Here is a 16623-nt window from a genome sequence, read left to right as displayed (position 1 = left end):
AGAATTATTAAAATTAAGATAATTAAGATAGTATTAAATGCTTGCCATAAAAAAAGTCCTATATTAAAATCTTCTAATTCCATTCTTTATTTTTCTATTCTTTCTCTTTCTTGATGATCGATGGTTCTGCTGTTATCGGTTAAACCTGAATTTCCGAAATTATATTTAAAGCCCATACGAATATACCTGTTTTCGGGCAAAGCATAATAACCGTTGTCTTGGTTGAGGTAGGTTGAAGTTAAAACGGGCGCATATTTGTTAAAGATATCGGCAACCTGTAGTGAAATTTCAGCTTTCTTTTTCCATATTTTTTTATTTAGCCCAAGCGTTAAGTTGTGCATTTCTCCAACTTGGTAGGAACCGCTAAGCATTTTAGAAATGTATACAAACGAAATGTCTCCGGTAAAAGTACCGTCTTTAGTAATCGTAAATTGGTTGTACCAATAAGCATAAAACCCATTCACATCATTGGTAAATTCTAGGCTGTTACTTTCTTCTGCTAAAAAAGTTTCTTCTTCGTGAAAAGCCGACAAAATCAATTGGCTGTACCACCAATCTTTGAGGGATCTCCCATGAAAAAAGTCGATTCCGTAAGATTTACTCGCCAGCATATTTACTTGTGTTGCACGCAACAATTGATTTTCGTTATCCTGAAAAACCAATTCTGCTGGGTTTTCGCCGTTGTCACGGAAATAAAAATCGAACGAATAACTGTCTTTAAAGGTATAATTCAAATTAAAGTTGTGGCTTGTCGAAGCAATAAGGTTTGGGTTTCCACTTTGGAAACTGTTTTCGTTGATGAAATACCGAAACGGGTTTAAATTCTGATAATTAGGGCGATTGATTTTTCTTCCGTAATCAAAAGAAAATTGGTGCTGATCTGAAATTTGGTAACTCAGATAAGCCGAAGGAAACAGGTTGGTATAATTTCTGGTAATTTCTTCTTCGCTATTAGACGAAACCCCAACGCGATCAGTGTTTTCTACTCGCAGTCCGATTTTTGCATTCCATTTTTCCCAAGCCCTTTCTAGTGAAGAATAGGCGGCAAAAACACCTTCGTCGTAATTAAAATCGTTCTGCAAATCGATTTCTTCTAGAGTTGAAGCATCACTTTCTACGTTATAAAAATTTAAAAAACTATAGGAATCAATAGTGGAGTATTTGAAACCACTAGCAAAATTATATTTTCCTAAAACTGTTTCGAAATCTAACTGCCCCGTATAGATATTTATTTTCTGATACGCTTCGGTATCAAAACTATTGGTGTTGGTCAACGATTGATTGTTATCGAAATATTCGGTAAGAATTGCTTGTTCTTTTTCATTTTCATAATAGGTATGGTGAAAATTCGCTGAAACCCTTGAGTTCTCTCCAGTTTTAATTTCGTAACCCAAATCATAAGCCACATTCAGCAAATCTGTTTGTAAGTTACTTTGTGTGGTAAATAAAGAGTTTAATTCGTTTTGGGCATTAAACATGTTTGTTACACCCGAATTTTGGTCTTTAAGCTGCGGCGAAAACAAAGTGTTTGCGCTAACCAAAAGCTTTTGTTTTTCGTTTACATGGTAGTCTAAAGCAAAGTTTGCTTGGTGGTCTTGCGTTCTCGAGGTACGATAAAAATCGGTATGCCAACGTGAGAAAACAGCATCGCTTTCATCGATATAATGGATATAGCTTTCGTCTTGTTTTAGTCTTTTAGAAGGTGATAAGCTGTAATTTCCGTATATATTTAACTTTTCTGATTTATAAAAATGACTTGTCCCAAAACTGTATTTAGGAAAAATGGCTTGGGTGTAATTGGTATTTACAGCACCTTTATAGCCTGGTAAAAGCATTTTGGAGGTAACAATATTGATAATAGGTCCGTCTGCGGCATCATATTTTGCAGAAGGATTGGTCATCACTTCTATTTGCTTGATATTTTCTGCATCATAGCTTTCTAATAATTGCTGTAATTCTGAAGCACTTAAATACACTTTTCTATCGTTAATGTAAACTGTCGCTGGGGTATTTCTAATTTTAAGTTCGTCTTGCAGCACAATTACTCCAGGTGTTTGTTTGAGTACATTCCATGTGTTTCCGCTCGACAAACTGGTATTTTCGATATCAAAAACCAAACGATCTGGTAATTTTTGCACAAGTGGTTTTCGTGCTTTTATAGTAATTTCATTTAGTTCCGACGAACTTTCTTTTAATACAATATCTGGCAATAAAATGTCATTTTCCGCTTTAAGCGGAAGCATTTTTTCTTCGAAACCCACAAAACTCACCTTGATAAAATATGCTGCAGGAGCGATATTTTGAAAAGAAAATTTACCGTCGTTCTCCGAAAAAGTGCCGTTTACATATATCGAATCAGCAGATCTATAAAGCACTATGTTACAATAAGATAAAGCTTTATTTCGCTCGTCAACAATTCTACCTTCAACGGTATATTGTGCCAAGAGTTGCGTGCAATATAGCAGAGAAAAACAAAGAAAGCAGATTTGTTTCTGCACAAGATTTGATTATAGTTAGTTCTAATTTTTAAATTACTGAATTCTAAATGAGTTATGCAAGTATAATTTGAAAATCAAAATGCTATATTTGCAGCATTATACAGTTGCATAAAATTGCAGGCAACTTTTTAGGAAGATTTATGAAGCATATTAGAAATTTCTGCATTATCGCGCATATCGATCACGGTAAAAGTACCTTGGCCGATCGGCTTTTAGATTTTACAGGCTCAGTAACCGAGAGGGAAAAGCAAGAACAACTGCTCGACAGTATGGATTTGGAGCGTGAGCGCGGAATCACCATCAAGAGCCATGCGATACAAATGGATTATGAATATCAAGGAGAAAAATACGTGCTCAACCTTATTGATACCCCTGGTCACGTTGATTTTTCTTACGAAGTATCGCGTTCTATTGCGGCTTGTGAAGGCGCGCTTTTGGTTGTCGATGCGGCGCAAAGTATACAGGCACAGACCATTTCTAATTTGTATTTGGCATTAGAAAACGATTTAGAAATTATTCCGGTACTCAACAAAGTAGATTTACCTAGTGCAAACCCAGAAGAAGTAACCGATGATATTGTTGATTTGTTGGGTTGTGATCCCAAAGAAGTGATTCCGGCAAGTGCCAAAACTGGTATCGGAATCGAAGAGATTCTTGCAGCTATTATCGAGCGTATTCCACCTCCATCAGGAAAAGCAGACGCGCCACTTCGCGCCTTGATTTTTGATTCGGTTTATAACCCATTTCGTGGTGTAGAAACTTATTTTAGAGTCATCAACGGAAGTATCAAAAAAGGTCAAAACATTAAGTTTGTTGCCACCAATAAAAACTATTTTGCCGACGAAGTGGGTACTTTAAAGCTCAAACAGCTTCCAAAACAAGAAATCAAAACTGGTGATGTTGGTTATTTAATCACAGGAATCAAAGATGCACGTGAAGTAAAAGTTGGTGATACGATTACCGATGCCAAAAACCCGACCACAGAAGCTGTGGCAGGTTTTGAAGACGTAAAACCCATGGTTTTTGCAGGTATTTATCCCGTTGACACAGAGGATTATGAAGAGCTAAGAGCTTCGATGGAAAAATTACAACTCAACGATGCCTCGTTGGTTTTTGCCCCAGAGAGTTCTGCTGCCTTAGGTTTTGGTTTTCGTTGCGGATTTTTAGGAATGCTGCACTTAGAGATTATACAGGAGCGATTAGAACGCGAATTTGATATGACGGTGATTACCACCGTTCCCAACGTGTCTTACCACGCTTACACCCATAAAGAACCCGATGAAGTTATATTGGTCAACAACCCTTCGGATTTACCAGAACCTTCAAAACTAGAGCGTGTAGAAGAGCCCTACATCAAAGCAACCATTATTACCAAGTCCGATTTTGTTGGGCCTGTAATGTCGCTTTGTATCGAAAAACGCGGTGAAATCGTCAACCAAACTTACCTCACGACCGAACGTGTAGAATTAACGTTTGATATGCCTTTGGCAGAGATTGTTTTTGATTTTTACGATCGTTTAAAGACCGTCTCTAAAGGTTACGCTTCGTTTGATTATTCCCCAATAGGAATGCGAAAATCAAATTTAGTAAAAGTAGATGTTTTGTTAAATTCAAATACAGTGGATGCACTTTCTGCTCTATTGCATAAAGACAATGCTTACGATATTGGGAAAAAGATGTGTGAGAAACTAAAAGAGCTTATTCCGCGTCAGCAGTTTGACATTCCAATTCAGGCAGCAATTGGCGCAAAGATTATTGCTCGTGAAACCGTAAAAGCACTTCGTAAAGATGTTACCGCAAAATGTTACGGAGGTGATATTTCGCGTAAGCGTAAACTTTTGGAAAAACAGAAAAAAGGGAAGAAGCGTATGCGACAAGTGGGTAATGTAGAAATACCACAAGAAGCATTTATGGCTGTTTTAAAACTGAATGATTAGAAATAAAAAACCTCCAAAATTTGGAGGTTTTTTATATGTTAATAACAATATATATTAGATTTTGTTTAATGTTATTTCATAATCAAGATCTACGTCTTGATTACCCCCAGGACCAGGCATTGAGACCGTATAATTGCTTATAGATAGTTTTAAAGTGGTAGCATTTAAAATATCAATGTTTGCTGGAGTAGCAGAACCTAATTGATCATCTGTTACGGTAAGTGTGTTTCCTGATTTTAGCCATGTTCCTGTTCCAAAAAAGTTGTCTACTGGAAATTGTTGCGTGTTCGATTGTCCCATAAAGTTTACTGTTAATTCTATAACATAGCTGCCAGAACTTGTGTAGGTGTTATCTTGGTTAAACACAACAATTGCATCTTCAAAGGATACAGATTGTCCTGAAAAATCCATGGTCATCGTTTGCCCTTGAAAATCAACTGTTTGTGTTCCTGTATAATTTACATCTATCATTTCCCAATCTCCTAGTAAAGATGTGTTGTTTACATTATTGCTGGTGTTGTCATCAGTACTACAAGACGTTAAAATCAACATGCTAAAAACGGCACATAAAATTGTAATTTTTTTCATCATAATTATTGGTTTTTATATTAATTGTTGCGCAATATATAATTATTTCTATTTTTTTTGAGCTTTCATTAAAATTTATTCTTTTTTACCCTCTTCAACCGTTTCTTTTAGGTTGGTCGATTTTGCCTTATCGTCTAAAAGCATCGATTTTCCGAGGTAAACCAATTCGGATCCTTCTTCATATTCTACCTCTAAGTTATTGGCAGGGATGATTTCTAAATCTCCTTCTGGATTTTTAATAAACAAGGGTATAATATCCGGATCAGATTTCGCAATTTCAATCATACCATCATAATGCTCTTTAGAGTTTATCGGAACTTCTTTAATATTGGGGTACTTTCGAGCAACTTCGGTAAGCTTTATATAATCATCTGTATGTGAAAATAAAGCTTCTTTTGGGTTGTTTTCTGGGTCGATCATTTCGTCTGAAGAAACAACTCTAAATGAACCGTGTTCCCCAAAGTGTTTTTCAAATTTTGAAATAGCTGTTTTGTTGAGTTCTGCATTTCCCGTCATCGCCATAAGATACCCTACATCACTCAATTCGATGTTATTCGTCAGTTCGTCAGAATACACACTTCCTTCGATAGCTTCGAGGCCTAGCTTTTTTGCTTTCTCGATATTAAACCTGTTATTGTCTAATAAAACCACATGCCTGTTATTCTTATTAAGGTAAGCAGCGATAAGTCTGGAAAATGGCGACGCTCCTATTATTAGAATTCCCTCTGATTTCTTTAAAAATACGCCCACTAATTTCGCAAAAGGTCTTGCCGTGGTTGCGTTCAACAAAACGGTTCCTAATACAATCATAAAGACCAAAGGTGTGATATACTCTGCGCCTTCTACACCTTCGTTGGCTAGTTTAAGTCCAAAAAGCGAAGCAATACCTGCTGCAACAATACCTCTTGGTCCAACCCAGCTTACAAATATTTTTTCATTCAGTTTTAGTGAAGAGTTGATACTACTTAATAACACTCCAAGTGGTCTTATTAAGAATACAACTATCGCAAATAAAATTACAGCGTTCCAATTATAAACCAGTAATAAATCGTTGATGTTGATGTTTGCCGCCAATAAGATAAATAGAATAGAAACCAATAAAACACTAAGAGATTCTTTAAAATAAAGTAACTCCTTGATGTTCGGAAGATTAATATTTCCTAGAACCATTCCCATAACCACTACAGCCAATAAACCGCTTTCGTGTGCAAAAACATCTGACAGTACAAAAACGCCTAAAACCGTCGCGAGGGTAAATACATTCAGTAAATAATGAGGAATCACATGCTTTTTTATGGCAAACGCTAAAGCATGTGCAAAGGTAAAACCAAAGGTAAAACCAAAAAGCACAATTTTTCCAAATTCTATTAAAGCGGTTTGTGTAAAAGCTTGACCTTCTCCTGCACTGATAAATTCAAAAACCAATACCGCAACTAAAGCTCCGATTGGGTCTATTAAAATTCCTTCCCATTTTAAAATGGCCGAAACATCTTTTTTAAGCGGAATATTTCGTAAAATTGGATTGATTACGGTTGGTCCTGTAACGATAATTAGTGCCGAAAAAAGAAAAGAAATCTGCCAAGAAAGTCCGAATATGTAATAGGCTGCAATTGCTGCTGCAAAAAAAGTAACCACCACACCTACTGTAATTAGTTTAATAATAACTGGCCCCACATTGAGTACTTCTCCTCTACGTAAGGTTAGTCCACCTTCAAAAAGGATAATGCTAATCGCTAAAGAAACAAAATAAAACAAGCTCTCACCGGGAAAAAGACCTTTGTAACCATTCCATATGGGTTCGATAAGTTTTGCACCGTCTGCGGTATACAAAGTTGAAATCGGACCAACAGCAAGGCCAATCAAAATAAGCGGTAAAATGGCAGGAATTTTAAACTTCCATGCGATCCATTGTGCTAAAATTCCTAAAATTATAATACCGGCTAGTTCTATCATTTTCTAAGTTTTTGTTTGGCTATTAGAAAATACTAAAATAATCATTTGTTTAAAATTTTGCGATGTCTATCCAAAAACTATTGTTAAATCATGCAGATTTAACCTCTTTCCGTGACATTTTTCCTAATTTGCAAAGCTTTAAGTCAAAATCCTTAATTTTATGCAATTATACCCAATAGAGGCGGGAAATTTTAAACTCGACGGAGGAGCAATGTTTGGGGTGGTTCCTAAAACTTTATGGACAAAAACCAACCCTGCCGACCAAAACAATATGATTGATATCGCAGCACGTTGTTTGTTGATTGAAAACGGGAATAAACTTACACTTATCGATACCGGTTTAGGCAACAAACAAAGTGATAAGTTTTTTAGTTATTACCATCGTTGGGGTGATTTTAGTTTAGAGAAGTCTTTAAAAGAAAAAGGGTTTCATCCAGATGATATCACCGATGTTTTTATGACGCACCTTCATTTTGATCATTGTGGCGGATGTGTCAAATGGAATACAGATAAAACAGGATATCAAACCACTTTTAAAAACGCAACTTATTGGACCAATAAAGAACATTGGGAATGGGCCATAAACCCTAATGATAGAGAAAAAGCTTCTTTTTTAAAAGAAAATCTTTTACCCATGCAAGAAAGCGGTCAATTAAAATTTTTAGAAAAGAATGTAACTTTTCAACATTATGATAGTCTAATGTTTGATGTCTTGTTCGTAGATGGCCACACCGAAAAGCAAATGATACCGCACATCAACTACCAAGGAAAGACTTTGGTTTTTATGGGCGATTTGCTACCCACAGCAGGTCACGTTCCGTTACCTTACGTGATGGGTTACGATACAAGACCTTTGCTAACGCTAAAAGAGAAAAAAACTTTTCTCGAAAAAGCAGCTGAAGAAAACTATTATTTGTTTTTAGAGCACGATGCTCACAACCAAATTATCACGGTAAAAAATACCGAAAAAGGAGTAAGACACGATCAAACATATACTTTTAATCAATTATTTAATTCTTAAACATAAAATGAGAAAATCCTTATTAAAATCGACTTTTGCAGCCGCAAGTATCGCGATGATTGCTGCAAGTTGCGGTACATCTACGCCAGTAATTACCTCAACGCCTATAGGAAATATCGATCAGCAACCTCTGAAAACAACAAGTTTGAGCGACGACCAACTCAAAAAGTGGAATTCATTAGACTTGGTTGCAGATACCATTCCTGGAATGAGTGTTGATAAAGCTTACGCGGAAATTATTAAAGACCAACAAGGAAAAACCGTGATTGTTGGTGTGGTTGATAGTGGTGTAGACATCGAACATGAAGATTTAAAAAATGTCATCTGGATCAACGAAGACGAAATTCCAGGTAACGGAATTGATGACGACAAAAACGGATATATCGACGATATTCACGGTTGGAACTTCTTAGGCGATATCGTGGAAGAAAATATGGAAATGACGCGTATCATCAAGCGATTGAACGCTAAATACGAGGGTAAAACCGCGGCTCAAATTTCTACAGCAGACAAAGCTGAATTTGATATGTACACAAGAGCTGTCGCTGAATTTGACAAAGAATACAAAGAAGCACAAGACAACAAAAACTACTACCAGACATTACTACAAACCATCGACGATTCGCATGCGGCGGTAAGCGAAAAGTTAGGAAAAGAAAACTATACCAATGAAGAACTTGCTGCGATGGAAGCTGACACACCAGAACTTCAGCAAGCAAAAGGCTTCTTAACCAATATTCTTGCTAATTTAGGAAGTATTGAAGAGGCTAAAAAACAATTAAATAGCGGTATCGAATATTTTGACGGAAGACTAACCAGTCACTTCAATACCAAAGTAGATTTTAGAGAAAAGTTAGGAGATGACCCCTATGATTATACCGACAATAAATATGGAAACGGTGATGTTGATGGTCCAGACCCTAAAAAAGAAGATGCTAAACACGGTACGCACGTTGCCGGAATTATAGCTGCAGAACGTAACAATGGTATCGGAATAAACGGAGTCGCTCAAAACGTTAAAATTATGGCGGTAAGAGCAGTTCCAGACGGTGACGAGTATGATAAAGATATCGCTTTAGCTATTCGTTATGCGGTTGATAACGGTGCAAAAGTCATCAACACGAGTTTCGGAAAATATTTTTCTCCAAACCCAGAATGGGTCATCGATGCGATAAAGTATGCAGCAGAAAAAGATGTTTTAATTGTAAATGCTGCTGGTAACGATGCCAAAGACTTAGATACTAATAGAGTTTTCCCTAACGATCAAGACCCAATAGAAACCCTAGAAATTGCTGACAACTTTATAACAGTTGGCGCATTACATTACAAATATGGTTCTGATGTGGTTGCTGGTTTTTCTAACTACGGTAAAACCAATGTCGATGTTTTTGCTCCAGGAACAAAAATTTGGGCCACAACGCCATTAAATAACTACGAGTTTTTACAAGGAACTTCTATGGCTGCACCTGCAGTTGCAGGAGTTGCGGCAGTAATTAGATCTTATTTCCCTAAATTATCGGCAGCAGAAGTAAAAGAAGTGATCCTAAAAAGTGGTTTACCAATCAGTGCTAGCGTAGTTGTTGGAGGTGATGCTGATGACGTAAGAGCTTTCAACTCTTTATCAACTACGGGAACCATCGTTAACCTATACAATGCTTTAATTTACGCTAGCAAAATGTAATTTATGAAGTTTATTCAAAAAACATTCTTTTTAATATTGGCTATTGCTGTGGTTTCTTGTGGAACCACAGAAATGGCTACTTCATCGAAAAATTCATCGTCGGCTACTTATTGGCAACAAAAAGTAGACTACCAGATGGAAATTGATGTAAATGTTGAAGATTATACCTACAAAGGCAAACAAGAACTCGTTTACACGAATAATTCTCCTGATACTTTACGCCAGGTTTTTTATCATTTACACTTCAACGCTTTTCAACCAGGAAGCGATATGGATATACGCTCGAGAACCATTCAAGACCCAGACAAAAGAGTTGGCGACCGCATCAGCAAACTTCAACCTAACGAGATTGGGTACATCAAGGTAAATGAGTTAAAACAAGACGGTAAAGACGTCAGTCATTCTGTACACGGAACCGTTTTACAAGTAAAATTGAACAAGCCAATTTTACCAGGAAAATCGGTCACTTTTACTATGAATTGGGACGCACAAGTTCCTTTGCAAATTCGTCGCTCAGGTAGAAATAGTGCCGAAGGTGTTGCCTTGTCGATGTCACAATGGTATCCAAAATTAGCCGAATACGATTTCGAAGGTTGGCATGCCGATCCGTATATCGGAAGAGAGTTTCACGGTGTTTGGGGTGATTTTGATGTAAAAATCACCATCGATAAAGACTATACAATTGGTGGAACTGGCTATTTACAAAATCCGAATGAAATAGGTCACGGCTATCAAGACGAAGGAAAAACAGTAATTCACCATAGCGACAAACTCACTTGGCATTTTGTAGCACCAAACGTACACGATTTTACGTGGGCGGCAGACAGCGAATTTGTTCATGATAAAATGACCGCTAAAGACGGTACCATCTTACATTTCTTCTATAAAGACAAGCCTTCTTATGAAAAAGAAAACAATTTTACTCAAAATTGGAAGAACTTACAGTCAAAAACCGAAGATTTGTTATTGTATTTCAACGAACATATCGGTCCTTACCCTTACGATCAATATTCAGTGATTCAAGGTGGCGATGGCGGAATGGAATATGCGATGTGTACTTTAATTACAGGAAACAGAAGCTTTGGTAGTCTCGTAGGAGTAACCGCTCACGAAATGGCCCATGCTTGGTTCCAACATATTTTGGCTACTAACGAATCGAAACACGAGTGGATGGACGAAGGTTTTACCACTTACATTTCTACCTTGGCGGAAAACAAGGTGATGAACGGCCCAAGCGAAAACCCACATTCGGGCTCATACAATGGGTATGTTTATTTGGCAAAATCGGGCGTAGAACAACCGCTCACAACCCACGCAGATCGTTACCAATATAACCAAGCTTACGGAATTGCTGCTTATGCTAAAGGAGCGGTTTTTATGAACCAATTGGGTTATCTGATTGGTGAAGAAAACCTACAAAAAACCATTAAGGAATATTACAACCAATGGAAGTTTAAGCACCCTACGCCAAACGACTTTATAAGAGTAGCCGAAAAAGTGAGCGGAGCACAACTAAATTGGTACCTCACCGATTTTGGACAAACCACCAATTCGGTAGATTACACGATTGCTTCTGTCGATGAAAATGAAGGAAAAGCAACCATCACGCTTGAAAGAAAAGGACTTATGCCTATGCCTATTGACCTTCAGGTAACTTTAAAAAATGGAAAAAAAGTAAACTTTTATATTCCATTACAGATGATGTACTGGCAAAAACCAAATGCTGGTAATGTTCAAAAGGCTTGGTCTTGGGCCAACCCAAGTTATACTTTAGAAACTTCTCTTCTAAAATCTTCTATACAGTCAGTAGAAATTGATGCGAGCCAAAATATGGCAGATATCAACCGTGAGGATAATAAGATGAGTTTTTAAGAATTGTAATTCTTTATGATTAGAAAAAGATTCCGTGTCAAGCACGGAATTTTTTATTTTTTATCTTTAGCCCATGCGACAAAGCTTTCCTAAAATAGAAAAACTCACGAACCAAAAAGTAATCGAGCAGCTTTTTGAAGAAGGAAAAAGCCTCAAAAAGTTTCCGATAAAGTTATTGTACGTCCCTATAGAAAATAAAGACACCCATTTACCTAAAGTTGCTTTTTCGGTTCCTAAAAGGGCTTTTAAGCTTGCTGTAACACGAAATAAGCTCAAGCGGAGACTAAGGGAGGTTTACCGTAAAAACAAAGCAGAAATGCTTCCAAATCATCAAAACTATGCTATCATGTTTATTTATTTGGGAAATAAGGTTTTCGCTTATGCAGAAATAGAAAAAGCAATGCTAGATTTATTAACTATATTTATAGAAAAAGAAAAGTCATGAAATGAGTATCAAAAATTTGATCATTACATATCAACCAAAATGATGAAATTTTTTTACGAATTCCTGAATGTGCAGTCCCGAAATTCGGGATTAGTTTCTTCATTTTCAGAAAACTATAAAATTTTAAACAAATGAAAAAGTATATCCTCATTGTTGTAGCGGTCATTACCGTTGGTTTTACGACACGCAAGGCTTTAGACCCCGATTATTTTGAAATTGCCAAACAACTCGAAATTTTTGCGTCTTTCTTTAAAGAGCTCAACATGAATTACGTCGATCAAACCAATCCGGCGAGATTGATGAATGCGGCTATCGACGGCATGCTAGAAGAGCTTGACCCTTACACCAAATACTGGAACGAACAAGAAATTGAGCAAGCAAGGCTCGAAAAAATAGGGAACAACATTAGTATTGGCGCCAACTTGAAAACAGAAAAAGACCAGCTCAAAGTATTAGAAGTATATGAAAATTTAGCTGCTGATAAAGCGGGTTTAAAGCCTGGTGATGAGATTATACAAATAGGCAGTACTTCGCTTAAAGATTTAGAACAAAACCCCACCGAATTACTCAAAGGAGCTGCCAATACCAAAAAGGAAATCACCTATATCCGCCAAGGAAAAACCAATAAAACAACGGTTACCCTTGAAGGTGTCGGAGAAAAATCCGTTCCTTTTTATGAACTGAAAAGCAATGATGTTGGTTACATCGTTGTTTCAAAATTCAATCCTCGTGCTTCTTTTGAAGTGGCTCAAGCCCTAAAAGAACTCAAAGAACAAGGGGCTAAAAAAATCATGCTCGATTTACGTGATAACCCTGGTGGTTTACTTACAGAAGCGGTAAATATGGTCAATATTTTTGTGCCTAAAGGCGAAATCATTACGTACACCAAATCGGTTATAGAGGCGAACAGCCTCGTTTTTAAAACCCAAAAAGCTCCTATTGATACCGAAATTCCTTTAGTGGTTTTGATAAACGGAAGAAGTGCTTCGGCAAGCGAAATAGTTTCTGGTAGTTTACAAGACTTAGACAGAGCAGTTGTCATTGGCGGTAGAAGTTTTGGAAAAGGCTTGGTACAACGCTTTAAACCTTTGGCCTACAACACGCAAATGAAAGTGACTATTTCACGCTATTACACACCCAGCGGAAGATGTATTCAGTCTTTAGATTATTGGCATCGTGATGAAAACGGAAAAGCCACTCGGGTAAAACAAGAAGATTACAACGAGTTTAAAACCCGCAACGGAAGAAGCGTTTTTGACGGAGGCGGAATTGCGCCAGACATCACTATAGAAACCGCAAAAGTGAGTCCGATTACACATGCCCTGATTGATAATTTGGTCATTTTTGATTATGTCACCAACTATTATTACGCCCATCCTTCGTTAAATTTAGATTCCTTCCGTTTGGGAGATAAAGATTTTGAAGCTTTCAAAGCTTTCGCAAAAGCACAAGATTTTACTTATGAAACCCAAACAGAACAAGAGCTCAACAAACTACTTTTGGTAAGCCAAGACGAAGGTTTTGAGGATATTTTACAGAAAAACCAGCAGCGTATTTTAGACGAAATAAAAGCGGAAAAACAAAAGCGTATTGATGAAAATAAAGATGAGATTTTAAAAGAACTTACCCAAGAAATCATCAAAAGATACCATTATCAAAAAGGCTTGTACCAATATAGTTATGACAATGACAGCGAAGTAAAAAAAGCAGTAGAAGTACTCAATAATAACTCGCAATACCAGAAAATTTTAAAGCCGTAGTTTATTTTTTCGTTTCAGCAGCAATATCAGAGTTTTCTAAACACCAATAGTCTTTTTAAGGAAGTTTTTGTGGATATTTCATTTATGGATACCCATTTCTTTGCAGAAATTGATCCTTCTATCGTTGAACGTGAACCATGTGATTTGATTCTCGGTAAGCAAGCTGAAACTTATCTGGAAGCTGCTTTCAAACAATCAAAACACTATGAGGTTATTGCCAAAAACCTTCAAGTTATTGAGGATAAAATAACGATTGGTGAAATTGATTTTATCCTTAAAAATCAACAAAACGAACTTATTCATCTGGAATTGGTGTATAAGTTTTATTTGTATGATGATACTAATAAAAATGAACTTTATCGTTGGATCGGGCCGAACCGAAAGGATGCCTTGCATAAAAAACTGGCTAAGCTCAAAGAAAAGCAATTACCTCTTTTGCAACATCCCACAACGCTAAAGAGAGTTGAAGCATTAGGCATAACTCAACCTATCAAAAAGCAACAAGTTTGTTATTTGGCTCATCTCTTCTTGCCAAGTAATTTCCGCAAAACTGAAAGTCTAAATTTTATTCATCCAAAAGCTATTTCAGGCTATTATTTACTTCGAAAAGAAATTAAAGCTTTAGATAAAAATGCGCTCTATTTTATTCCTGATAAAAAAGACTGGATGATTGATCCAAGTTTCAACAAAAATTGGAAATCTTTCGAAAAAATTGTCCCTGAAATTGAATATTGGTTAGCACAAAAGCGGTCACCGATGATTTGGGTAAAAAGCAAGCCTCGTTTTGAACGGATTTTTGTGGTTTGGTGGTAATCTTATTTCCGCGAAAGCATCCTAAGGAACAACTTTATACGTAGGGTCTTCTATGATATTGACATCTATGATTTCTTCAGCATTTTTGAGTAATCGCCTACAATCCGGACTCAAATGTTTGAGGTGTATCTTTTTGCCTTCTTTGAGGTAACGATCAGTAATTTTGTTCACCGCATCGATGGCGCTCATATCAGAAATTCTACTTTCGGCAAAATCAATCACGACTTCTTCTGGATCATTTTCGATATCAAATTTGGTCATAAAAGCCGTGGTCGAACCAAAGAAAAGTGGTCCGTATAATTCGTAATGTTTAACGCCGTTTTCATCTATTCTTTTTCGCGCTCGAATACGTTTGGCACTTTCCCAAGCAAAGACCAAAGCAGAAATAATGACGCCAATTAGTACCGCTAATGCTAGATTATGCAAGAAAACCGTAATTAAAGTAACCACTAACATCACAAATATATCGTGTTTGGGCATTTTGGTAAATGCTTTAAAACTAGCCCATTCAAACGTACCAAAAGCTACCATAATCATGACGCCGGTCAACGCTGCCATTGGAATGAGTTCGATTACGGGTGCACCTACTAAAATAATTGTCAAAATCGTTAAAGCAGCAACAATTCCCGAAAGTCGTGCGCGCGAACCTGAAGACAAATTGACTAAAGTTTGGGCTATCATCGGACAACCGCCCATTCCGTAGAAAAAACCGTTGGCAATATTGGCGGCTCCTTGTGCCAAACACTCACGGTTACTGTTTCCTTTGGTTTTGGTAATTTCATCTACCAAATTAAGCGTAAGCAAACCTTCAGTGAGTCCTACCGCAGCCATAATCAATCCGTATGGAAGAATAATTTGTAAAGTTTCTAGGGTAAAAGGAATCTGAGGAATATGAAAAGGCGGTAAACTTCCGCTTACTGAAGCGATATCGGCAACTTGTTTGGTGTTGATATCAAAAGTTAAAACGATACCAAAAACCACTAAAATAGCCACTAATGAAGCGGGAACAGCTTTGGTTATTTTAGGTAAAATCACAATAATAGCTATCGTTAGCGCTACTAAAGCTCCCATGATGAGTAACGGTGTTCCTGAAAGCCATTCGGTTTCACCGTTAAAAACCGTTTTGAACTGCTCTAACTGAGACATAAAGATGATGATTGCCAAACCATTTACAAAGCCAAACATGACCGGTTGCGGTACTAATCTTATAAATTTTCCTAACTTAAAAAGACCGACAATAATCTGTATAATTCCCGCCATGGCAACAGCGGCAAAAACATATTCAAGACCGTGGGAATTCATTAAAGCAATAAGCACTACTACGGTTGCTCCAGCTCCTCCAGAAACAAGTCCTGGTCTTCCTCCAAAAATAGCGGTAATCAAGCCCATTATAAAAGCAGCATATAGGCCTACTAAGGGTGGAAATCCCGCAAGAATAGCAAAAGAGAGTGATTCTGGAATCATCGTCATAGCAACGGTCAATCCAGCTAGAATTTCGATTTTATAATCTATTTTTTGTTGAAAATCAAAGAGATTGAGTACTTTTTTCATTACTGTCTTTATCGTTTTAAGCGCGCAAAAATACAGTTTTCTAATCAAATAAAAGTGAATTAGCCTCTAATCATGGCGATGTGCGGAATACCATCTTCGAGATAGCCTTCATCAACCTGTATAAACTGATGACTTTCATAGAATTTTTTGAGATAGGTTTGCGCTGATATTTTGATGGTTTTGGTATGAAATTTTTCTTCAATCGCTTGAATAGAAGCATTTATCATATCGTGACCATAACCATATTTTCGCTGGTTTTCTTTGACCACGACGCGGCCTATGGAAGCTTCCTTAAAATAATCACCTGGTTGAAAACAACGCGAGTAAGCTACTAATTGATTATTCTTCAACCCTAAAATATGAATCGCTTTTTGATCTTTATTGTCGATATCTTGATACACACAATTCTGTTCTACCACAAAAACTTCCGAGCGTAAGCGAAGTATCTCATAAAGTTCTTCTTTAGATAATTCTGGGTATGATTTTATTGAAATTTGTAACATG

The 16623-nt window shown here is 36.9% G+C and carries 12 protein-coding genes; 7 read left to right on the top strand and 5 right to left on the bottom strand.

Going from position 1 to position 16623, the window contains the following annotated elements:
• Positions 1-86 precede the first annotated feature (86 nt).
• Complete coding sequence (locus DNG35_RS03870) at positions 87-2444, bottom strand: TonB-dependent receptor domain-containing protein (protein ID WP_158524868.1); 2358 nt, start codon at positions 2442-2444, stop codon at positions 87-89.
• A 194-nt stretch (positions 2445-2638) separates the two neighbouring features.
• On the opposite strand from DNG35_RS03870, the gene lepA reads away from it, so the two are divergent.
• Positions 2639-4435, top strand: a complete 1797-nt coding sequence (gene lepA / locus DNG35_RS03865; protein WP_111126462.1) for a translation elongation factor 4 — start codon at positions 2639-2641, stop codon at positions 4433-4435.
• A 54-nt stretch (positions 4436-4489) separates the two neighbouring features.
• Here the strand turns inward: lepA and DNG35_RS03860 are convergent, their stop codons facing one another.
• A complete protein-coding gene (locus DNG35_RS03860; RefSeq protein ID WP_146228830.1) occupies positions 4490-5023 on the bottom strand; it encodes a hypothetical protein in 534 nt (177 codons plus the stop codon).
• Positions 5024-5098: 75 nt separating this feature from the next.
• On the bottom strand, positions 5099-6976 hold the full coding sequence (locus DNG35_RS03855; RefSeq protein ID WP_111126437.1) for a sodium:proton antiporter: 1878 nt from the start codon (positions 6974-6976) through the stop codon (positions 5099-5101).
• Between the two features lie 160 nt (positions 6977-7136).
• Between DNG35_RS03855 and DNG35_RS03850 the strand changes: the two genes are divergently transcribed.
• The 6 genes from DNG35_RS03850 to DNG35_RS03825 all read left to right on the top strand — a co-directional run bounded on the left by DNG35_RS03850 (position 7137) and on the right by DNG35_RS03825 (position 14568).
• Complete coding sequence (locus DNG35_RS03850; RefSeq protein ID WP_111126436.1) at positions 7137-7997, top strand: MBL fold metallo-hydrolase; 861 nt, start codon at positions 7137-7139, stop codon at positions 7995-7997.
• Between the two features lie 7 nt (positions 7998-8004).
• Positions 8005-9678 carry a S8 family peptidase gene (locus DNG35_RS03845; protein ID WP_111126435.1) on the top strand — a complete coding sequence of 558 codons (1674 nt, stop codon included), beginning with the start codon at positions 8005-8007 and terminating at the stop codon, positions 9676-9678.
• A 3-nt stretch (positions 9679-9681) separates the two neighbouring features.
• The gene (locus tag DNG35_RS03840; protein WP_111126434.1) at positions 9682-11550 is read left to right on the top strand and encodes a M1 family metallopeptidase; all 1869 of its coding nucleotides are present in this window, start codon (positions 9682-9684) and stop codon (positions 11548-11550) included.
• A gap of 73 nt (positions 11551-11623) precedes the next feature.
• A complete protein-coding gene (gene rnpA, locus DNG35_RS03835; protein ID WP_111126433.1) occupies positions 11624-11995 on the top strand; it encodes a ribonuclease P protein component in 372 nt (123 codons plus the stop codon).
• A gap of 131 nt (positions 11996-12126) precedes the next feature.
• A complete protein-coding gene (locus DNG35_RS03830; RefSeq protein WP_111126432.1) occupies positions 12127-13755 on the top strand; it encodes a S41 family peptidase in 1629 nt (542 codons plus the stop codon).
• An 84-nt stretch (positions 13756-13839) separates the two neighbouring features.
• Positions 13840-14568 (top strand): DUF1853 family protein, encoded by a 729-nt coding sequence (locus tag DNG35_RS03825; protein WP_111126431.1) that lies wholly within the window; start codon positions 13840-13842, stop codon positions 14566-14568.
• Positions 14569-14589: 21 nt separating this feature from the next.
• Here the strand turns inward: DNG35_RS03825 and DNG35_RS03820 are convergent, their stop codons facing one another.
• Complete coding sequence (locus DNG35_RS03820) at positions 14590-16119, bottom strand: SulP family inorganic anion transporter (protein ID WP_111126430.1); 1530 nt, start codon at positions 16117-16119, stop codon at positions 14590-14592.
• Between the two features lie 59 nt (positions 16120-16178).
• Positions 16179-16622: a GNAT family N-acetyltransferase gene (locus DNG35_RS03815; protein WP_111126429.1), complete on the bottom strand. Its 444-nt coding sequence runs from the start codon at positions 16620-16622 to the stop codon at positions 16179-16181.
• Between the last annotated feature and the right edge of the window lies 1 nt (position 16623).

The sequence above is a fragment of the Mesonia sp. K7 genome, from assembly GCF_003233725.1.
Taxonomy (GTDB): Bacteria; Bacteroidota; Bacteroidia; order Flavobacteriales; family Flavobacteriaceae; genus Mesonia.
The sequence above is the reverse complement of the archived record's forward strand: the minus strand, read 5'-3'. Positions and strand labels throughout refer to the sequence as shown.

Coding starts and splice junctions, on each gene's coding strand:
- DNG35_RS03825 (WP_111126431.1), top strand. CDS start 13,840: ATGGATACCCATTTCTTTGCAGAAATTGATCCTTCTATCGTTGAACGT.
- DNG35_RS03860 (WP_146228830.1), bottom strand. CDS start 5,023: ATGAAAAAAATTACAATTTTATGTGCCGTTTTTAGCATGTTGATTTTA.
- rnpA (WP_111126433.1), top strand. CDS start 11,624: ATGCGACAAAGCTTTCCTAAAATAGAAAAACTCACGAACCAAAAAGTA.
- DNG35_RS03845 (WP_111126435.1), top strand. CDS start 8,005: ATGAGAAAATCCTTATTAAAATCGACTTTTGCAGCCGCAAGTATCGCG.
- DNG35_RS03850 (WP_111126436.1), top strand. CDS start 7,137: ATGCAATTATACCCAATAGAGGCGGGAAATTTTAAACTCGACGGAGGA.
- DNG35_RS03830 (WP_111126432.1), top strand. CDS start 12,127: ATGAAAAAGTATATCCTCATTGTTGTAGCGGTCATTACCGTTGGTTTT.
- lepA (WP_111126462.1), top strand. CDS start 2,639: ATGAAGCATATTAGAAATTTCTGCATTATCGCGCATATCGATCACGGT.
- DNG35_RS03840 (WP_111126434.1), top strand. CDS start 9,682: ATGAAGTTTATTCAAAAAACATTCTTTTTAATATTGGCTATTGCTGTG.
- DNG35_RS03815 (WP_111126429.1), bottom strand. CDS start 16,622: ATGTTACAAATTTCAATAAAATCATACCCAGAATTATCTAAAGAAGAA.
- DNG35_RS03820 (WP_111126430.1), bottom strand. CDS start 16,119: ATGAAAAAAGTACTCAATCTCTTTGATTTTCAACAAAAAATAGATTAT.
- DNG35_RS03855 (WP_111126437.1), bottom strand. CDS start 6,976: ATGATAGAACTAGCCGGTATTATAATTTTAGGAATTTTAGCACAATGG.